The organism is Mesorhizobium sp. CAU 1741 (assembly GCF_039839275.1).
GTDB lineage: Bacteria > Pseudomonadota > Alphaproteobacteria > Rhizobiales > Rhizobiaceae > Aerobium.
In genome coordinates, this window is sequence record NZ_JBDOQP010000005.1 from 175,799 (window position 1) to 193,653 (window position 17,855).

Here is a 17,855-nt window from a genome sequence, read left to right on the forward strand (position 1 = left end):
GTCAGGTTCTTGTTTTTGTTTCGAGCATCGCGAACGACCAGTCGCGCGGCGCGATGCGTTTGTCCATGTCGGGTGTCACGCTGGAGCCCAGGCCAGGCGTCGCAAGCGAGCCGACCGCGATACGGCCGTCTCGGATGGCGAGCTGCACCCGGCTGCCGGCGCGCTCATAGAGATCCGGATGGGCGGCGAGCGCGGCCTCGGCCTCGGCCGCCGGCAGATGATCGAGCCCGCGGAAATAATGATGGCCGTTGCGCTCGACATGGCTGATGCCGAGCGCGGCCACCACCGAAAGGTCGGCATGCAGCGAGACGTTCGGCAGGCAGGTCAGGTCTTCCGCCGACTGGAAATAGCTGCCGGGTTCGCCTGCCAAGCGGCTGTGACGGGCGGCGAGCATGGCGTTGAGGAAAGAGCGGATGACGCCCTTGCAGTTCTTGTGGCTGACGCCGCGATAGCCGAGTTCGATCGCTTCGCGATAGGCGCCCGTCCAGCCATCGGCCTCGTCGATCAGCAGCGGCTTGCCGATCGCCTCGAGCGCCCTGGCATCCAGCGTGCCGGCTAGGGCTACAGAGCGCTCCAGCGGCTGTTCGATGAACAGCGTCGCGTCGTAGAGCGCTTCAAGCGACGGTGTCGACCGGATCGCCTGCATCAGCGCGGCGAAATCCTCCAGCCGCTTGTACTGCTCGTTACCGTCGATCGTTGCCTTGATGACATCGCCACGCTTCGCTACGAGCCCGGCTATGGCGTCGAGGCGCGCAAGATCGGCGTCGAGGTCGCCGCCCACCTTGATCTTGAGATGGCGGATGCCGTCATGGCGCAGATAGTCTTCCAGCGTCTCCGGCAGGCCATCGCCGACCGGCTCGAACGGGTCGGAGGCGGTGAGCGGATCGACCATGCCGATCGTGTGGCGCACGTCGAGCGCCGTCAGCGGCGCGGCCGGGATCGCCTCGGCCAGGCTCATGCCGTCCAGCTCGGGGAAGATCTCGGCCGGGCGCAGGCCCAGCGCATCGCCCGCCAGCATGGCACGGAAACCGAGGCCGAGCGCCTTGCCGACGCCGTCGATCATCGCACGCTCGATCATCGAGGTGCCAAAGGAGGCGCCGAGCCGGTTGAAGCCGCCTTCGAGTGCCACCCGCTCCACCGCCTGGTCGAGCTGCCGCCATAGCGCGAAGGGCGTCGCCTCCGGCAGGTCGCGGGCGATGTCGGCGGCGCGCTCGACCATCCAGAGAAGGTCGGCGACATTGTCGGCAGGCGTCTTTTCCGGGCGCTTGTCGAACCATTTGTAGGCCAGCAGGTCGGCGGCGTAGCCGATGCTGCGCTTGCCGTCGACCGTCATCTCCAGTTCAAGCGTCAGCGACGCGGCGGCCTCGATGGTGACGACGCCGAAGCGGAACGGCATGCGCGCGAACGCATTGTCGAAACCGAAGCGCGCCGCGCCGAGCTTTACCCTTGGCGTGCTCATGAGCGTGCCTCCATCGTTTCCATGAGGCCCTGCAGATAGCCGATGGCGCGCGCGGCGGCCGTCGATCCGTCCGGGTGATAGTCGAAAGGCTCGATGCCGACCACGCCCCGATAGTCGAGGTCGAGCAGCGCGCGCATGACGGGCGCGAAGCCCCGCGCGCCCTGTCCCGGCGCGCGATTGTTGTCGTCGTTGAGATGGACGTGGCGGATCGCGCCCGACGGCAGGTGCCGTCGGATCAGCGCGTCGGGCTGCTCGTGCTCACCGCTCCATGCGGCGCATGTGTCGAGCATGGTGGCAAGTGCCGGCATGGCGATCTCGTCGACGATGGCGCGCGCTTCATCGATCGTGGTGACAAAGTCGGTGAGGATGGGCGACAGCGGCTCGATGCAGTAGGTGACGCCGGCGGCCCCTGCCCGCTCGGCGGCATGGCGGAAAAGCGCGACGGCATTGGCGCGCGCGGCGTCCGGCGTGGCGGCATCGCCCAGCGCGCGCTGCTTCGGTGATCCGTGGACGAGGATATCGCCGCCGAGCTCGGCGCAGAGATCGACCATCGCGGCGACATGGTCGCGCGTCTTCTGCTGGACCCGGGCGTCGCCGCTGGTGATCGAGAGGCCGGCGGGCGCGTTGAGCAGCCAGTGCAGGCCGGTGATGGCGATCCCTTCGCGCTCGGCGGCGCGGCGCAGGTCCGCGCGGGCTGCGGATGACAGCGTTGCCGGATCGTCGGACAGCGTGAACGGCGCGACCTCAAGCCCGTCATAGCCGAGCGCGGCGGCAAGCGCGCATTGCCGCTCGAAAGGCAAGGCTGCGACCACCTCGTTGCAGAGCGCGATGCGGAAATGCTTCATCCGGGCAGCCTCACCAGGAACAGCTCGACGAAGACGAAGCGGATCGCGAAGGCGGCGCAGAGCGACAGCACCAGCGCGCCGATGCCCAGCGGCAGCAGCGACAGCTTGCGCTCCGGATTGAGCAGTTCCGCACCCATGGTGAAGGCGAAGACGAAGATCGCTGTCGCAACCAGGAACGACATGTTGCCGAACAGGAAGAAGCCGTAGACGACGACCGTCACCAGCGTGAAGATCATGCGTGAAGCGCTGCCGCGCGACCAGTCGAGGATCGGCAGCGGCAGGGCGCCCGACCTGCCGGCCAACGCCCGCAGCACAAGCGCGACGCCGAGCACGGACAGCACAGCGCACAGCAGGCCGGGCGTCAGCCCCGGCACGGTGAACGGATCGGCGTTGCGGCTTTCGAAGCGCGGCATGCGCCATGATTCGACGAAGCCCGCCACACCGATGGCGGTGACGACGGCACCGGCCACGATGTCGGCACGGACCGGACGGGCATGGGTCATGGCGAAACTCCTTCGATGCGCGTGGCGCTGCGTGTCTGCCCGGCGAGCGCGGTCTCGATCGCGGCAAGCGTGGCCGCGAGTTCCAGCGCGCCCTCTTCGGCGCCGCACATCACCGGTGCGCCGGAACGGACGGCGTCGACGAAGAGGCCGAAACTGCGCGCCAGCAGCATTTCCGGCGTGGCGCCGAGTGCCGAGCGGGTTTCGACCGCGAGCGGCGCGACGTCGTGTCCGCCGGCCGAGCGCGTGTATGCGACCTTCGACAGGGTCAGCCGGTTGCGGTTGAAGTCGATGAGGATATTGCCCCTTTCGCCGATCAGTCGCAGCGTCTTGGTCGTCACGGCGCCGGGCACGAAGGCGTCTTCGGTCTCGCCTGCCGCAAGCACGCCGAGACGTAGCCGGCCACGCAGTGCGCCGCCGAAGCCGATTTCGACCACGATGTCGTCCGCAACATCCGCGTCGAGCGTCGCCCACGACCGCGCCTCGACGTCGTGCGCCGGTACGCGCGCGAAATGGCGCATCAGGTCGAGGAAGTGCACGCCGTCGTTCTCGATGAGGGATGAATCCGCACGCATCCGTTTCCAGCCAGAGAAGTCACCCTCCATGGCGTGCAGGGTGCCGATTTCGCCGGCATCGAGCATCTGCCGCGCGGTGGCGACCAGCGGATGCGCCCGCAGCACCAGGCCGATCTGGATCGGCGTTGTGCCTGCGGCTTCGACGAGCCGGCGCGCCTCGGCGACGGTCTTCACCGCCGGCTTCTCGATCATCACCGGTTTGCCGGCGGCGAGCGCCTCCAGCGCGAGAGGCAAATGTAATGCCGGCGGCGCGACCACGTCGACGATACCGGCGCGATCGATCAGCGTTGCCGCGTTGCCGCTCAGCGCGTCCGCCACGATGCCAAGTTGCGCGGCGCGCGCCCGTGCCTTTGGCGACGGGTCGGCGACCATCAGCGAAACGTCCGGGTCGAGCCGGCGCCACGCCCTGGCGTGCAGCTCGCCGAACGCGCCGAAGCCGCAGATGAGGACGGGCGGCGTGCTAGCCATGATGCTTGCCGGAGGCCGTGACCCGCGCGACGGCGGCGGCAATGGCGCGCTGGACAACCGGCAACGACAGCACGATAACCAGCAGCACCAGCGCCGCGATCACGCCGCTGATCGGACGCGTCAGGAACTGCAGCGGATCGCCCTGCGACAGCGACAGGCTGCGGCGCAGATTGTTGTCGAGGATCGGTCCCAGCACGACGCCAAGGATCATCGGCGCGACCGGGAACCCCATTTCGCGCATCAGGAAGCCGACGAGGCCGAAGCCGATCATCACCCAGACGTCGAAGATGCGGCCCGCGATCGCGAACGACCCGACGACGCAGAGCACGAAGATCATGCCCATCAGCCACTCCCGCCGGATGCGCAGCACGTAGAGAAGCGGGCGCGTCATCAGCAGGCCGAGAACCAGCATGGCGCAGCTTGCCCAGAACACCATGGCGACGACGGAATAGAAGAAGTCCGCCTGCGTGATCATGATCAGCGGCCCGGGGCGAAGCCCATGGATGACCATGGCGGCCAGAAGCACGGCGGCCGGCGCGGAGCCGGGGATCGCCAGCGTCAGCACGGGAATGAGCGCGCCGGGAACGGCGGCGTTGTTGCCGGTCTCCGCGGCGAGCAGACCGTCCGTCGAGCCGTTGCCGAACTCTTCCGGGGTCTTGGAGGCGCGCTTTGCCGCTGCATAGGAAACCCATGCACCCATGTCCTCGCCGACGCCCGGCACGACGCCCATGAAGGTGCCGATGATGCCCGAGCGCAGCCATGTCCGCGTGTAGCGCACGCAAGACAGCGCCGAGCGCAGGACGTTGCCGACCTTGGAAGCGACGAGTTGGGTCGCCTCCTGCCGCATGACGGCGAAGACCTCGGCGCAGCCGAAGGCACCGACGAGCACCGGCAGCAGCCCGAAACCGCCTTCGAGGTCGCCGATCCCGTAGGAGAAGCGCGCATAGGCGTGCAGGCTCTCCTGCCCGACCATCGCGATCAGCAGGCCGAAGAAACCGGCGATCCAGCCCTTCAGCGGATCGTCCATGGCGGTGAGCTGGCCGCACAGCACGATGCCGAAGACGGCGAGCCAGAAGAATTCGAACGAGGTGAAGTCGAGTGCGAATTCGGCCAGCCACGGCGCGACCACCGCCAGCGCGACCATGCCGACCATCGAGCCGAGGAACGATCCCGTGGTGGCGACCGCCATCGCCTCGCCCGCACGGCCCTGCCTGGCGAGCGGAAAACCGTCGAGCGCCGATGCGGCGTTTGCCGGCGTGCCCGGGATGTTGAGCAGGATCGCGGTCCTGCCGCCGCCATAGATCGCGCCGATATAGACGCAGATCAGCACCAGGATGGCGGTGTTCTGCTCCATGGAGAAGGTAAGCGTGGTGACCAGCGCGACGCCGAGCGTCGCCGTCAGTCCGGGTATCATGCCGACGACGATGCCAAGCAGCGTCGCCCAGACCACGGTGAACAGGTCGGCCGACAATCCGATCGCCAGGACCGCGTTGAAAAAATGAGAGAGACCGTCCATGCGCGGAATGCCTGGATCGCAAAGGCTTCAAGGAGTGCCCCCGGGGCGGATGCCCCGGAGGCGGTTTACGTCCGGGAGGACTTACTCGGGCTTGGGAATGCCGAACTCGCTCGGGTCGTTCGGAGCCGCGCCGCTTTCGAATTGCTGCCAGGCATTGATCGACAGGAACGGCGTTGCCGCTGCCACCGCATCGTCGCCATGGGCGGCGTTGAACAGCGCACCGCGCTCGGCGGCATGCTTCTTGATCACCTCCGAGGTGGCGATCTTCTCCGCCCAGACCTTGTCCATGGCGTCGAGGACTTCCTGCGGCGCGTCGGCGGGAATGTAGATGCCGAAATAGTTCGGCGCGCTTTTAACCTCCGGCAGCCACTCGGTGACCGGCGGAACGGTGCCGAAGCCTTCCAGTTCGAGCGGCTGGTCGGCGATGACGGCCAGCGGACGCAGGCGGCCGGCGCGGATCATGTCGACCTGCTCGGTGGCGGTCTGCGCCGTGAACTGCGTCTCGCCCGCGACGGTGGAGATCACCGCCGGGTTGCCGCCTTCATAGACGATCTGGCGGTAGTTGATGTCGGTGGCCTTCTCCAGCGTCTGCATGCTGATGGCGGTGGCGGACGAGAGGCCGCCCGACGAGACGGTGATTGGCTCGCCTTCGGCCTGCAGGGCCTCGAGCAGGTCGCCGAAATCCTGCCATTCGCTGTCGGCCGGGACGGAGACGAGGCCCGGATTGGCGACGTGGATGTAGAGCCGCCAGTCTTCCAGCGTCGCATCGAGCGTGCCGAAGACCGGATAGGCGCCGAGATCTGCAACCGCGCCGGCGGCCATCGTCATGCCGTCATGCTCGGCTTCCCACACCGCGCGGGTGCCGACCGAGCCGGACGCGCCGGGCTGGTTGAGGATGACGAAGTTTTGGCCGAAGGCTTCCGAAAGCTCCCCGGCGACGACGCGGGTGACGGTGTCGGTGGAGCCGCCAGCGGCCCACGGTACGATGATCGTCACCGGTTCGGACGGCTTCCACTCCTGCGCGGAGGCCGAAAAAGAGACTGTCAACGCTGCGGCTGCAGCGAGGTATGCAAGACGTTTGATGACCATTGCCTGTTCCCCTAACTAACCAAACGGTTAGATAATCAGACGATGGAAGCATGCGCCTGTCAAGAGCCTTGTTGGCCTGGCCGGCGAGTCCGTTTCCGGACGTGGCCGGAGCGGGATTTTCTGGCCGGCTTCCGGTCACGGGGCATGAGCCCTCCGCGCCTGGCAAGCCACGCAGTGGCGCATTGCGTTGCGGACAGATTGGATCAGGACCGTCTCCGGCATAATTCCATTTGCATTTAATCAATCGATTGATTAAACGCACTTCCATGACCCAGTCACCAACACCGACCGCACAATATTCCGGCAAAGGCGGCAGTACCCGCGCGGCTCTGATAGAGGCCGGCCTGCGCCTTTTTGGCGAGAAAGGCTTTGCATCCACCTCGACGCGCGAGATCGCTGCGGCTGCCAATGCCAATATCGGCTCGATCGCCTACCATTTCGGCGGCAAGGAAGCGTTGCGGGATGCTTGCGCCACGCACATCGTCGAGACCATGAGCAAGGGCGCCGGCCTCGTCCTGACACTGCCTCTTCCCGGCAGCCCCTCCGAAGCGCAGCAGCAGTTGCGTGCCACCATCGATCGCATGGCGATGTTCATGCTGGCAGGTCCTGAGGTCGGCGGCTTCGTACGGTTCATCCTGCACGAGCTGCAATACCCGACCGCCGCGCTGGACATCATCTATGACGGCATCTTCGAGCCCGTTCACCGCCGGCTGTGTGACGTCTGGGCCATTGCCGTTGGCCAGGAGCCCGAGAGCGAGGAGGTGAAGATCGCGATCTTCACCATGATCGGCCAGCTCATCTACTTCCGCATCGGCCGCGAGGCCGTCCTGCGGCGTCTCGGCTGGACGGAAATCGGCGCGGAGGAAGCCCGCCGGATCGCCGAACAGGCCTCCCGCAACATGATCGCCGTCATCGAGTCATCGCGCAAGGATACGCCATGAGTTTCCTGTGTTCGCTCCCCCTCGCCGCCTCGTTCTTCATGGCCTGCGGCCAACCCGCGCCCCTTGCCGTCGGCTATGTCGAGGGGGACTATGTCCTGCTCGCGCCGATCGAGACCGCGCAACTGCGCTCGCTCGACGTGCGGCGCGGCGACCGTGTGGAAACGTCGCAGACGATCGCCGACCTCGAAAGCGAGGACGCACGTCTGGCCGTGGCCGAGGCGAAGGCGGCGCTCGACCAGGCGCAGGCCCAACTCGCCGACCTGAAATTGGGCAAGCGCCCGGAAGAGATCGCCGTGCTGGAGGCGGCCTTGAGCTCGGCCAGGGCAGAGGCTGCCGAGGCAGGCCGGGTTCTCGAGCGCACACGTGATCTCAATGGTCGCGGGATCGCGACCCGCGCCGAACTCGACAAGGCCGAAACGGCGTTCGAGCTCGCCAAAGCGGGGATCGAGCAGGCCGAGGCCAATCTGTCCGTCGCCGGCCTGCCGGCGCGTGAAGAGACCATTCGCGCCGCGCAGGGCCAGGTCGAACGCGCGGGCGCCGCCCTCGCGCAGGCCCGCTGGCGGCTGGAGAAACGGACGATCGTCGCGCCTGCTTCGGGGCGTATCGCCGATGTGATCCGTGGGGCTGGCGATATCGCAGGTCCGAGCGCGCCCGTCGTGTCGCTGCTGCCGGACGGTGCCGTCAGGCTCAAGCTCTACGTGCCCGAACCGGCCTTCTCTTCCGTTCAGATCGGCGCGCTGCTGGACATTCGCTGCGACGGCTGCCCGGCGGGATTGCGCGCGCGCGTCAGCTATGCCTCGCCGGAGCCCGAGTTCACACCCCCGGTCATCTATTCACTCGAGACGCGGCAGAAGCTCGTCCATCTGGTGGAGGCGCGGCCCGAAGGCGACGCCGAGACACTCAAGCCCGGCCAGATCGTCGATGTGAGGCTGGTGCCGTGAATGCCATCGAGGTCAACGGACTGGTCAAGCGCTTTGGCGACAAGACCGTCGTCGACCATGTTTCCATGAGCGTGGGGCAAGGCGAGATCGTCGGCTTCCTCGGCCCGAACGGGTCCGGCAAGACGACCACCATACGGCTGATGTGCGGCCTGCTGACGCCCGATGAGGGCGATGGCCGTGTGCTCGGCTTCGATCTGCGGACCGAAGCGCTGAGGATCAAGCGCGAGGTCGGCTACATGACCCAGAAATTCTCGTTCTACGAAGACCTGACGATTGCCGAGAATCTCGAATTCGTCGCCCGGCTCTATCAGTTGAAGCCGGCACGCGAGCATGTCGACCGTACGCTGGAGGAGCTCGGTCTCACCAGCCGTCGCAGGCAACTTGCCGGAACGCTTTCGGGAGGATGGAAGCAGCGCCTGGCGCTGGCGGCCTGCATCATGCACAAGCCGAAGCTGCTGCTGCTCGACGAGCCGACCGCCGGCGTCGACCCGAAGGCAAGGCGCGACTTCTGGGACGAGATCCACAGGCTCGCGGCCGACGGTCTGACGGTGCTCGTCTCCACCCATTACATGGACGAGGCGGAGCGCTGCCACCGCATCAGCTATATCGCCTATGGCAGGATGCTGGCGGCCGGGACGGTCGAGGAGGTTGTCAGCAAGGCCGGTCTGGCAACATTCGTCCTGCGCGGCGACAACCTCCACCAGCTTGCGCGGGAAGTGTCCCGCCTTCCCGGCGTCGAGCAGGCGGCTCCCTTCGGCACCACGCTGCACGTGGTGGGCTCCGACGCGGCGCTCATCGAGGCCTCGCTCGAGCCGATCGCGCGGCGTCCCGGCATCAGCATGACGCGTGGCGAGACGAGCCTCGAAGACGTCTTCATCCAGTTCATGTCGGGCGCGCGGGACAACATGCAATGAACCGCTTCTTTGCATTCGGACGCCTCGGCGCCCTTCTGACGAAGGAATTCATCCAGATGCGGCGCGACCGCATCACCTTCGCGATGATGCTCGGCGTGCCGCTGATCCAGCTTCTCCTGTTCGGCTTCGCCATCAACTCCGACCCTAAGCAGTTGCCCGCCGCGCTGGTTTCGGTCACCCAGGACCATTATGCGCGCGCGATGGTGTCGTCACTCGAGGCGACCGGCTACTACCGCTTCGACCACGTCACCGCGAGCGCCGAGGAGGCCGAGCGGCTGATCGCGTCCGGCGAGGTGGTCTTCGTGGTCACCATCCCGTCCGACTTCGGCCGCCGCGTCGACCGGGGCGACCGCCCGCAGATCCTGATCGAAGCGGACGCCACCGATCCGTCGGCCGCCTCCGGCGCCATTTCCACGCTCGGCACGGTAGCAAGCCAGGCGCTGCTTCGGGAACGCGGCATCCAGGCCGTCTCGGCTGCGGAAGCAGCCTCCCAGATGGAGGTGGTCGTGCATCGCCGCTACAATCCGGAGGGCATATCGCAATACAACATCGTGCCCGGCCTGCTCGGCGTGATCCTTCAGATGACGATGGTGATGATGACGTCGATCGCGCTGACACGCGAGATCGAGCGTGGCACCATGGAGAACCTGCTCGCCATGCCTGCGAGCCCCTTCGAGATCATGCTGGGCAAGGTGCTGCCCTATCTGGTTGTCGGCGCCGTGCAGGTGGCCGTGGTTCTGGTGACGGCGCGGTTGCTCTTCGGCATCCCGTTCGTCGGCGGACTCGGCCTGCTGCTTGGCGCCGTGCTCATCTTCGTCCTCGCGCTGGTGCTGCTCGGCTATTTCATATCGACGGTCGCGCGCACCCAGATGCAGGCGCTCCAGCTCACCTTCTTCTTCTTCCTTCCATCCATCCTGCTGTCGGGCTTCATGTTCCCGTTCCGCGGCATGCCGGTATGGGCGCAATGGCTGGGCGAGCTGTTTCCGCTGACCCATTTCCTGCGCATCATCCGCGCCGTGATGCTGAAAGGCGCGGATCTGGCCGACGTCGCGTCCTCCACCGCAATCCTCGTGCTGTTCATCGTGGCCTACGCGTCGGTCGCGCTCGCACGGTTCCGCCGCACCCTGGACTGAGCCGCAGTCAGATCACGCTCGCGGTCGACCGGTCACCATGCTGGAGAAGACGCCGTCGCGCTTGACGATGGCGTGAAACAGGGCGGCGCCGACATGCATCAGGATCAACACGACGAGCGCGAACCGGACGTAGAAATGGATGCCTTTCGCCGTTTCGGCAAGTTCGTCGGAACGGGGAGCCAGGCGGGGTACGCCGATGGCGTCGAAGACCTCCAGCGGGAAGCCTCCGGCGACGACCCGGATGTATCCGGAGATCGCCATGACGAAGACCAGCAGGTAGAGCAGCCAGTGGGTCGCGTGCGCCACGCTGGCCTGCCATCGCGGCACGCTGTCGGGCAAGGGCGGCGGTGGGTTCACGAGCCGGTAGGCCAGGCGGGCAAGCATCAGAAGCAGGATCACCACGCCAACATTTTTGTGAAAGATGAACAACGCGTCCTGAACTGATCGTGATATGTCCTCGCTGACCATCGTCACGCCGACGGGAATGGTCGCCAGAACGAGAAGCGCCACCAGCCAGTGAAAGGCGCGATGCAAGGGTTTGTAGCCCACAATCCGTTCAGACATCGCTCTGGGTCCCTCTCGCCTCGATCGTTCTCCAAGCTATGCCGGGACAGCGCCAAACAAAAGCAGGAAATCGCTCGCCGGCGGCTGCTTCTTGACAAATTTGCGACGCCGGCAAATTCATCATGCATGAGTGTCACGAGCGTCGGTTCCACCCACCACCAGCACCAAGGACTGCGCCCGGATGGGCGGCATGGCGGAGCGGGCCGTCAACTCGTCCTTGCCGCCTTGCTGTTGGCGGTTCCCGTCTGGGCGCTTGCATCGCATTTGTCGCCTGAAGGCACTGGCGCACTGGCCTTGCTTGCGGTCTTCATCTTCGCCCTGACCGCTGTTGCGGCAGCTCTCGGACTGCGTACCGGCTATCCACATGGCGCGATCGGCGCCTGCAACCTGATCACGCTTCTGCGGGCGGCGCTGGCTTCGGTTCTGGTCGTGCCGCTCGCGCTGGCGGCCGGCCAGACCATCGAAGCAGCGACATGGTGGACGCTGCTTGCCATTGCGCTTGTGGCATTCGCCCTCGATGCCGTCGATGGATGGCTGGCACGCAGAAACGGGATGTCATCGGCGTTCGGCGCGCGGTTCGACATGGAGGTCGACGCGCTTCTGGCGCTGCTGCTCGCATCGCTGGCCTTTCTGTCCGGCAAGGCCGGTTCCTGGGTGCTGGTCCTTGGCCTGATGCGTTACGCATTCGTTGCCGCAAGCGCCGTTGTGCCCTGGCTGGCAGCACCATTGCCGGAAAGCATGCGTCGCAAGACCGTCTGCGTGGTGCAGATCGGGGTGCTCGTCGCGCTACTGGTCCCGTTTGTGGTGCCGCCGCTATCCGGCATTCTGGCGGGCGCGGCGGCCGCGCTGCTGACATGGTCGTTCGCCGTCGACATTCTCTGGCTCTATCGGCAGCCTCGATGAAGCAGGGCGTCCTTCTGTTCCTGGCGGCACTGGTGCTGCATCTCGTCCTCATCCAGCCCAATCATCCCGCGGCCCTGACGCCGGGGGCGCTGTTGCTGTTCCCGCTCGAACTGCCGGCCATCCTGCTGCTGCTGGCCGCGATGCCGTCGCGTGGCCGCGCGACCTCGATCCTGCGTGCGGTGATCGTCTCGCTGCTTGTCGTCTTCGTTGTCATGAAGAGCCTGGATTTCGGCATGTATTCGGCGCTTGGCCGCGCCTTCAATCCTGTTGCGGACTGGCCGCTCGTCGCCTCCGGCTGGCAGGTCGCGCAGGGTGCCCTGGGGCCGCTGAGCGCGACCGGGGTGGCCATCCTGGGCCCGTTCGCCTTCATCCTGATGGTATGGCTTGTCTGGTGGGCGACCGGCGCGTGGGCGAAGGTCGCGCTGCCGCGCTTGCCCCGCAATCTGGCAGCCGGCGCCGCGATGGTCGCCGCCCTGATCGCCACGGCCGATGTCAGCCATGCCATGCGCGGCCTGTTTCCCGGTTTCGAGCCGCCGGGCGCCGCCTTCACCACCCGGGTCGCGATCGAACGCGCCCGGCTCTATGGCGAGACGCTGGCGGATCTGGCCCGCTTCGACAGGGCGGCACGGACCGATCCCTATGCCGGCAAGGCGCATCTCTTCGACCGTCTCGACGGCCATGACGTGGAATTGATATTCGTCGAAAGCTACGGTCGGGCCAGCTTCGACAACCCGCTTTACGCCCCGACCCATATGGCGACGCTGCGCGATGCGCAGGAGGAGATCGCGGCGGCGGGCCTCGCGATGCGCTCCGGCTGGCTGACGTCACCGATCGCCGGCGGCCAGAGCTGGCTTGCGCACGCGACGATCGCCTCGGGGCTGAAGACCGATGGCCAGACGCGCTACGCGGCCCTCCTCGCCAGCCCGCGCAAGACCCTCTTTCACCTTGCCAGCGAAGCCGGCTATCGAACTGCGGCGGTGATGCCCGCGATCACCATGCCTTGGCCGGAAGCCGATGCGTTGGGCTTCGAGACGGTGCTGGCCGCGGACGATCTCGGCTATCGCGGCCAGCCATTCAACTGGGTGACCATGCCGGACCAGTTCACGCTGTCGCGCTATCGCGACCTTTTAGGCACGAGCGAAAGGCCCAGCTTCATCCAGACGGCGCTGATCTCGTCCCATGCGCCCTGGGTGCCGGTACCGGAACTGGTCCCCTGGGACGAGGTCGGCGATGGCGAGATCTTCGACCGCTGGGCGACATACGGCGAGACGCCGGCCGTCATCTGGCGTGATCGCGACCGCGTCCGCGACCAGTACCGCATGTCGATCGACTATGCGCTGCGCACGGTGATGTCCTTTGCAGCCAGGCGCGGCGCGGACGCTCCTTTGATGGTGATACTCGGTGACCATCCCGCGGCGCAGTTCGTGTCGCAGATCGACAGCTTCGATGTGGCGGTCCACCTGATTGGTCCGCCGCGCCTGCTCGCCGCCATCGACGACTGGGCGCTTACGCCGGGGCTCGTGCCCGCAGCGGATGCGCCGGTCTGGCCGATGGAGGATTTCCGCGATCGCTTCGTGGAGGCCTTCAGCACCGGCGCCGGTCCCTCGATGGCTGGGCGTTCACTGCCATGAAGAGGACCTGGCGCATCGCCGGCTTCCAGTTGCTCACGGCAGCGGTGCTGCTCGCCGTGCTCTGGGTCGTCGTCGACGGACGAGCCGCGTTCCAAAGGCTGGCCGACGCCCAGCCGCAATGGCTTTTCGCATGCTGGCTGGCGCTCAACCTTCAGACGATCCTTTCGGCGATGCGCTGGCGGATCACTGCCGCAGCGCTCGGCATGCAGATCTCCAGACCGACCGCCATTCGAGAGTATTACGTCGCGCATGTCGTCAACCAGCTTCTGCCAGGCGGTGTCGTAGGCGACGTCGGACGCGCGGTTCGGGCGCGCCCACTCGACGAGCGGCCAGGCGCGGCACTAGCAAGAAGCGGCGAGGCGGTCTTTTTCGAGCGCTTCGCCGGCCAGGTCGTGCTCGGCTCGGTCATGGCGGCGGGGTTTGTCTTCACTTTCGCAATGCCGGGCGGGCTCGATGCACCCGAGGAAGGCGCCGTCTCCGTGTTGATCGTTGCTGTGGTTGCGATCGTACTGATCGGCCTGTTGCGCATCGCCGTGCATCGCCGCGTGACGTTTGCCAGGCGGATCTCCCAGAGCGCCCGGCAGGTCTTCGTCGCGGCCGGCATATGGAAGCACCAGTTGCTGCTTGGCATCGCCATCGCCGCCTGCAACATCGCCGGCTTTGCCTTCGCGGCATTGGCGACCGGTACGGCGCTTGGTTTCGAGGCCAGCGTGACGATCGTTCCGCTGATCCTGTTTTCGATGGTGATTCCGCTGACCATATCCGGCTGGGGCTTTCGCGAGGGAGCGGCTGCAGCCCTGTTTCCACTCGTCGGAGCATCGGCTGACGCGGGGCTTGCGGCAAGCGTCGCCTTCGGTGTGATGATGCTGGCTTCGTCCCTCCCCGGTGCCCTGTGGCTATGGCCTAACGCAAATGTGCGCGGATTCTTGGCATCGCGAGAGACCGGAGAGTTGCCGCCGGCCACAGGCGCCCTACAATCGATCAAAACGGGAAAGTCGACACAATGAGCAAGTTCACGATGAGGCGGCGTGCATTCCTGACCGGCGCGACCTGCGGGGTCGGGCTTGCAGCCACCGGCCTTTTGCCGGCAAGGGCGCAGACCGCGTTGAATTTCCAGCTTTCATGGCTTCATTCGGTACAGTTCGCAGGCAGCTACATCGCGCAGTCGAAAGGCTACTGGAGCGAACTCGGCCTCGATGTTTCGCTCAATCCCGGCGGCCCGAACGCACCTGTCGAACCGCCGGTCATCGCTGGCCAGGCGATCATGGGCATTGGCGCGGCCGATTACACCGCGGCAGCGGTGGAGCAGGGCGCGGCGTTCAAGATCGTGCTGGTGGCCATGCAGAAGAACCCGTTCGTGATCGCATCGCTGCCGGCCAACCCGGTTCGGGAACCGGGCGATCTGGAGGGCAAGAAGATCGGCATGGCGCTGGCGAACATGCCGGTGCTGCAGGCCTTGTGCACGATCAACGACGTCGACATCGACGCCATCGAGGTGGTTCCCACCCAATATGATGCCGCGCCGCTGGTGGCCGGCCAGGTCGATTGCCTCCTGTGCTGGGAGACTGATCTTCCCGTCGCGATGTCGGTGCAGGGCATAGAGAACGTCACCATGCTGATGGCGGACCACGGCTACGCGGTGCATTCCCAGACCTACATCGCCACCGAGGAGACGATCGCAAGCCGCCGTGCCGACCTCGTCAATCTTCTGAAGGGCGAAGTGCAGGGCTGGCAGGATTATCGCGCCGATACAGATGCGGCCGCCCGGCTGACCATCGAGATGTTCCCCGACCAGGGCCTCGAACTGGAAACCCAGATCCTGCAGGCGGAGCGGCAGGTGCCGCTCATGTTTTCCGAGCTTACCGACCAGAATGGTTTCGGCTGGTTCACCGACGAGACGGTGGATGCCAATATCGAAACGCTCGCATTGCTGGGCAGGACAGTGACGCGGGAGATGTGGGACAGATCGCTGCTCGAAGAAGTGTATGCAGCCTAGGTCCGACGTTCGCTGCATCGGACTTGCCAAGGTGTTCCAGTCGCGCGCAGGGGCAGTACCTGCCCTGGCACCCTTGGATATCGTCTTTGCGGCCGGTCGTACGACCGCGATCGTCGGTCCGTCCGGTTGTGGGAAATCGACATTGCTGCGGCTCGTCGCGGGTCTGGAAGCGCCATCTTCAGGCGAGATCCTCATCGGCGCCGAGACGCCCGCCGACGTGCAGCGCCGGGGTGGTCTCGCGATGGCATTCCAGGACGCCGCGCTCTTACCCTGGCGGACGGTGCGCGGCAACGTTGCCTTGTCGCGCCATCTCGCCAGGCTGGCGCCCGATCCGCATTTCGTCGACGAACTCATTGCGCTGGTGGGGCTCGACGGGTTCGAGGACCGCCGTCCGGCGGAATTGTCCGGCGGCATGCGCCAACGCGTTGCGATCGCGCGCTGCCTTGCGGCGAAACCCGACCTGCTGCTGCTCGACGAGCCGTTCGGGGCGCTGGACGAGCTGACGCGCATGCGTCTCGACCAGGAGTTGCCGGCGCTCTGGCAACAAGGCGGCGCGACCGCGATTCTCGTCACCCACTCGGTCAACGAGGCGATCTTCGTTGCCGACCGCATCATCGTGCTGAGCGACCGGCCGGCGCGCGTTCACGCCGACATCGTCGTCGACCTGCCACGTCCTCGCGACCTGTCCGTCCTGCGAAGCCCGGAATTTCGCGATCTTTCGATGCAGGTCACCGACGCGTTGGGCATGGGCGGCCCATATGAACGGCACCCGCTGGTGGCGGAATGACCGCCCTTGCCGAAAGACCGGCCGCCCACCTGCCTTCCGGCATCACCGGCGCGGTCGGGGTTCTGCTGGCCTGGGAGCTGGCGGCAAGGGCGCTCGACGGCACATATCTGCTTGCGGGCCCCGTATCCGTCGCTGCCTACCTCATGGAAAATGCCGGGCTGGTGTCGCGCGCCTTGGCGGTCACGTTCGAATCCGCCGCGCTCGGCTTCGTCATCGGCAATCTCGTGGCCATCGCGCTGGCGCTGATGGCGTTGCTGGTGCCGCGAGCGGAGCGCCTCGTCGCCGCGGTCGCGCTGTTCGTATCCTGCCTGCCGTTCGTCGCCACGGGACCGATCCTGCGGGTGATCGGCGGCCCGGGCACCGCACCGCAGATCACCCTCGCGGCACTTGCCGTCTACTACGTCACCTTCCTGACCCTGATGGTCGGCCTGCGCGCCTCGCCATCAGCCTGGCTGGATCTCGTGCGCAGCTACGGCCGCAACCGATGGACCGAGATCGTGCAGGTCCGCGCCCGCGCGTCGCTTCCCTACCTCATCGCCGGGCTGCAGATTACGGCGCCGGCCGCCTTCCTCGGCGCGATGGTGGGCGAATTCACCGGCGCCGAACGCGGCATGGGCGTGCTCGCCATCCGCGCGATGCGAGGCCTCGACGTGACCGCGACCTGGGCGCTCGCCACCGTCGCGTCCGCCACAGCCATCCTCGTCTATGCCGGAATCGGCTGGATCGGCCGCAGACTGAACGCCGCGCCGCCGCCGATCATTCTTTCCGCACCACCTCCGGAGACGCGAAGCTCGGCGCTCGGTTCGGTTGGTAGCTGGCTGCTGCTTGGTGCGGTGGCGACATGCGCCATACTGCTACTCTGGGCGGGGCTGATGGAGCTGTTCGGCCTCAATGAGTTCTTTGCCAAGCGGCCGTGGCACGTGTTCGACTTTCTCGTCACGGCGAGCGATGCGGCGGACCATCGTGCCGCGCTCTTTTCAGCCCTTCTCGAAACGATGTATTCCGCGGCGCCGGGCTACCTGCTTGGTCTGCTTCTTGGCGCGGGCCTGGCCGTGATCGTCGTTTCGCTCCCCGCACTGGCGTCGACCGTCCTGCCCACGGCAATCGCCCTGCGTTCGATACCGATCATCACCACGGCGCCGCTGATCGTGCTCGCGCTTGGTCGTGGCAGCGTGGGCACGATCACCATCGTCGCCATCATGATCTTCTTTCCGACGCTCGTCGCGTGCGTCGAGGGCATGCGCCAGGCGCCTGCCCCGGTGATCGACCTGTTCCGCACATATTCCGCCAGCCGCTGGACCAGCCTGCGCCTGGCGCGGATTCCGGCCATGCTGCCGGCCTTCTTCGCCTCCGCCCGCATTGCCGTTCCGGCCGCGATCCTTGCGGCGACGGTGGCGGAATGGCTCGCCACCGGCACCGGCATCGGCAGCCTGATGGCGATCTCCGCCTCGACCTCCGCCTATGCCATGCTCTGGTCGTCGATCGTCGTCGTCGCCGCGCTCTCCGCAGCGAGCTATGGGCTTGTCAGCCTCGTTGAACGCCGCGTGCTCACTGTCTATGCAAGCGAGCAACTGAGCCGCTGAACATGGAACA

17 protein-coding genes are annotated in these 17,855 nt (G+C 66.4%); 10 read left to right on the top strand and 7 right to left on the bottom strand.

Features of this window, described 5'->3' with window-relative positions:
- Position 1 precedes the first annotated feature (1 nt).
- The 6 genes from AAFN84_RS19790 to AAFN84_RS19815 all read right to left on the bottom strand — a co-directional run bounded on the left by AAFN84_RS19790 (position 2) and on the right by AAFN84_RS19815 (position 6,452).
- Positions 2 to 1,459: an enolase C-terminal domain-like protein gene (locus AAFN84_RS19790; protein ID WP_347516399.1), complete on the bottom strand. Its 1,458-nt coding sequence runs from the start codon at positions 1,457 to 1,459 to the stop codon at positions 2 to 4.
- Positions 1,456 to 2,304: a sugar phosphate isomerase/epimerase family protein gene (locus AAFN84_RS19795; RefSeq protein WP_347516400.1), complete on the bottom strand. Its 849-nt coding sequence runs from the start codon at positions 2,302 to 2,304 to the stop codon at positions 1,456 to 1,458. Before AAFN84_RS19795 ends, AAFN84_RS19790 begins: the two co-directional genes overlap by 4 nt.
- Positions 2,301 to 2,807, bottom strand: a complete 507-nt coding sequence (locus AAFN84_RS19800) for a tripartite tricarboxylate transporter TctB family protein (RefSeq protein WP_347516401.1) — start codon at positions 2,805 to 2,807, stop codon at positions 2,301 to 2,303. The genes AAFN84_RS19795 and AAFN84_RS19800 overlap by 4 nt, the downstream gene beginning before the upstream one ends.
- Positions 2,804 to 3,847, bottom strand: a complete 1,044-nt coding sequence (locus AAFN84_RS19805; RefSeq protein WP_347516402.1) for a Gfo/Idh/MocA family oxidoreductase — start codon at positions 3,845 to 3,847, stop codon at positions 2,804 to 2,806. Before AAFN84_RS19805 ends, AAFN84_RS19800 begins: the two co-directional genes overlap by 4 nt.
- Positions 3,840 to 5,363 (bottom strand): tripartite tricarboxylate transporter permease, encoded by a 1,524-nt coding sequence (locus AAFN84_RS19810; RefSeq protein ID WP_347516403.1) that lies wholly within the window; start codon positions 5,361 to 5,363, stop codon positions 3,840 to 3,842. Before AAFN84_RS19810 ends, AAFN84_RS19805 begins: the two co-directional genes overlap by 8 nt.
- Before the next feature lie 81 nt (positions 5,364 to 5,444).
- Positions 5,445 to 6,452, bottom strand: a complete 1,008-nt coding sequence (locus AAFN84_RS19815; RefSeq protein ID WP_347516404.1) for a tripartite tricarboxylate transporter substrate binding protein — start codon at positions 6,450 to 6,452, stop codon at positions 5,445 to 5,447.
- Positions 6,453 to 6,718: 266 nt separating this feature from the next.
- Between AAFN84_RS19815 and AAFN84_RS19820 the strand changes: the two genes are divergently transcribed.
- Genes AAFN84_RS19820 through AAFN84_RS19835 form a run of 4 tightly spaced genes read left to right on the top strand, consistent with a single transcriptional unit; the run spans position 6,719 to position 10,381 of the window.
- Positions 6,719 to 7,393: a CerR family C-terminal domain-containing protein gene (locus tag AAFN84_RS19820; RefSeq protein WP_347516405.1), complete on the top strand. Its 675-nt coding sequence runs from the start codon at positions 6,719 to 6,721 to the stop codon at positions 7,391 to 7,393.
- Complete coding sequence (locus AAFN84_RS19825) at positions 7,390 to 8,334, top strand: HlyD family efflux transporter periplasmic adaptor subunit (RefSeq protein WP_347516406.1); 945 nt, start codon at positions 7,390 to 7,392, stop codon at positions 8,332 to 8,334. The genes AAFN84_RS19820 and AAFN84_RS19825 overlap by 4 nt, the downstream gene beginning before the upstream one ends.
- Positions 8,331 to 9,248, top strand: a complete 918-nt coding sequence (locus AAFN84_RS19830; protein WP_347516407.1) for an ABC transporter ATP-binding protein — start codon at positions 8,331 to 8,333, stop codon at positions 9,246 to 9,248. Before AAFN84_RS19825 ends, AAFN84_RS19830 begins: the two co-directional genes overlap by 4 nt.
- Complete coding sequence (locus AAFN84_RS19835) at positions 9,245 to 10,381, top strand: ABC transporter permease (protein WP_347516408.1); 1,137 nt, start codon at positions 9,245 to 9,247, stop codon at positions 10,379 to 10,381. The genes AAFN84_RS19830 and AAFN84_RS19835 overlap by 4 nt, the downstream gene beginning before the upstream one ends.
- A 12-nt stretch (positions 10,382 to 10,393) precedes the next feature.
- Here AAFN84_RS19835 and AAFN84_RS19840 read toward each other — a convergent pair whose 3' ends face one another.
- Positions 10,394 to 10,945, bottom strand: coding sequence for a cytochrome b (locus tag AAFN84_RS19840; protein WP_347516409.1), 552 nt, complete (start codon positions 10,943 to 10,945; stop codon positions 10,394 to 10,396).
- Positions 10,946 to 11,071: 126 nt separating this feature from the next.
- On the opposite strand from AAFN84_RS19840, the gene AAFN84_RS19845 reads away from it, so the two are divergent.
- From AAFN84_RS19845 to AAFN84_RS19870, 6 genes are read left to right on the top strand one after another with little or no spacing between them, the layout of a single operon-like run.
- Positions 11,072 to 11,848 carry a CDP-alcohol phosphatidyltransferase family protein gene (locus tag AAFN84_RS19845; protein WP_347516410.1) on the top strand — a complete coding sequence of 259 codons (777 nt, stop codon included), beginning with the start codon at positions 11,072 to 11,074 and terminating at the stop codon, positions 11,846 to 11,848.
- Positions 11,845 to 13,479, top strand: coding sequence for a sulfatase-like hydrolase/transferase (locus AAFN84_RS19850; protein WP_347516411.1), 1,635 nt, complete (start codon positions 11,845 to 11,847; stop codon positions 13,477 to 13,479). Before AAFN84_RS19845 ends, AAFN84_RS19850 begins: the two co-directional genes overlap by 4 nt.
- A complete protein-coding gene (locus tag AAFN84_RS19855) occupies positions 13,476 to 14,486 on the top strand; it encodes a lysylphosphatidylglycerol synthase transmembrane domain-containing protein (RefSeq protein WP_347516412.1) in 1,011 nt (336 codons plus the stop codon). The genes AAFN84_RS19850 and AAFN84_RS19855 overlap by 4 nt, the downstream gene beginning before the upstream one ends.
- The gene (locus tag AAFN84_RS19860) at positions 14,483 to 15,475 is read left to right on the top strand and encodes an ABC transporter substrate-binding protein (protein WP_347516413.1); all 993 of its coding nucleotides are present in this window, start codon (positions 14,483 to 14,485) and stop codon (positions 15,473 to 15,475) included. Before AAFN84_RS19855 ends, AAFN84_RS19860 begins: the two co-directional genes overlap by 4 nt.
- The gene (locus AAFN84_RS19865; protein ID WP_347516414.1) at positions 15,465 to 16,262 is read left to right on the top strand and encodes an ABC transporter ATP-binding protein; all 798 of its coding nucleotides are present in this window, start codon (positions 15,465 to 15,467) and stop codon (positions 16,260 to 16,262) included. Before AAFN84_RS19860 ends, AAFN84_RS19865 begins: the two co-directional genes overlap by 11 nt.
- A complete protein-coding gene (locus AAFN84_RS19870) occupies positions 16,259 to 17,845 on the top strand; it encodes an ABC transporter permease subunit (protein WP_347516415.1) in 1,587 nt (528 codons plus the stop codon). Before AAFN84_RS19865 ends, AAFN84_RS19870 begins: the two co-directional genes overlap by 4 nt.
- Positions 17,846 to 17,855: the final 10 nt, after the last annotated feature.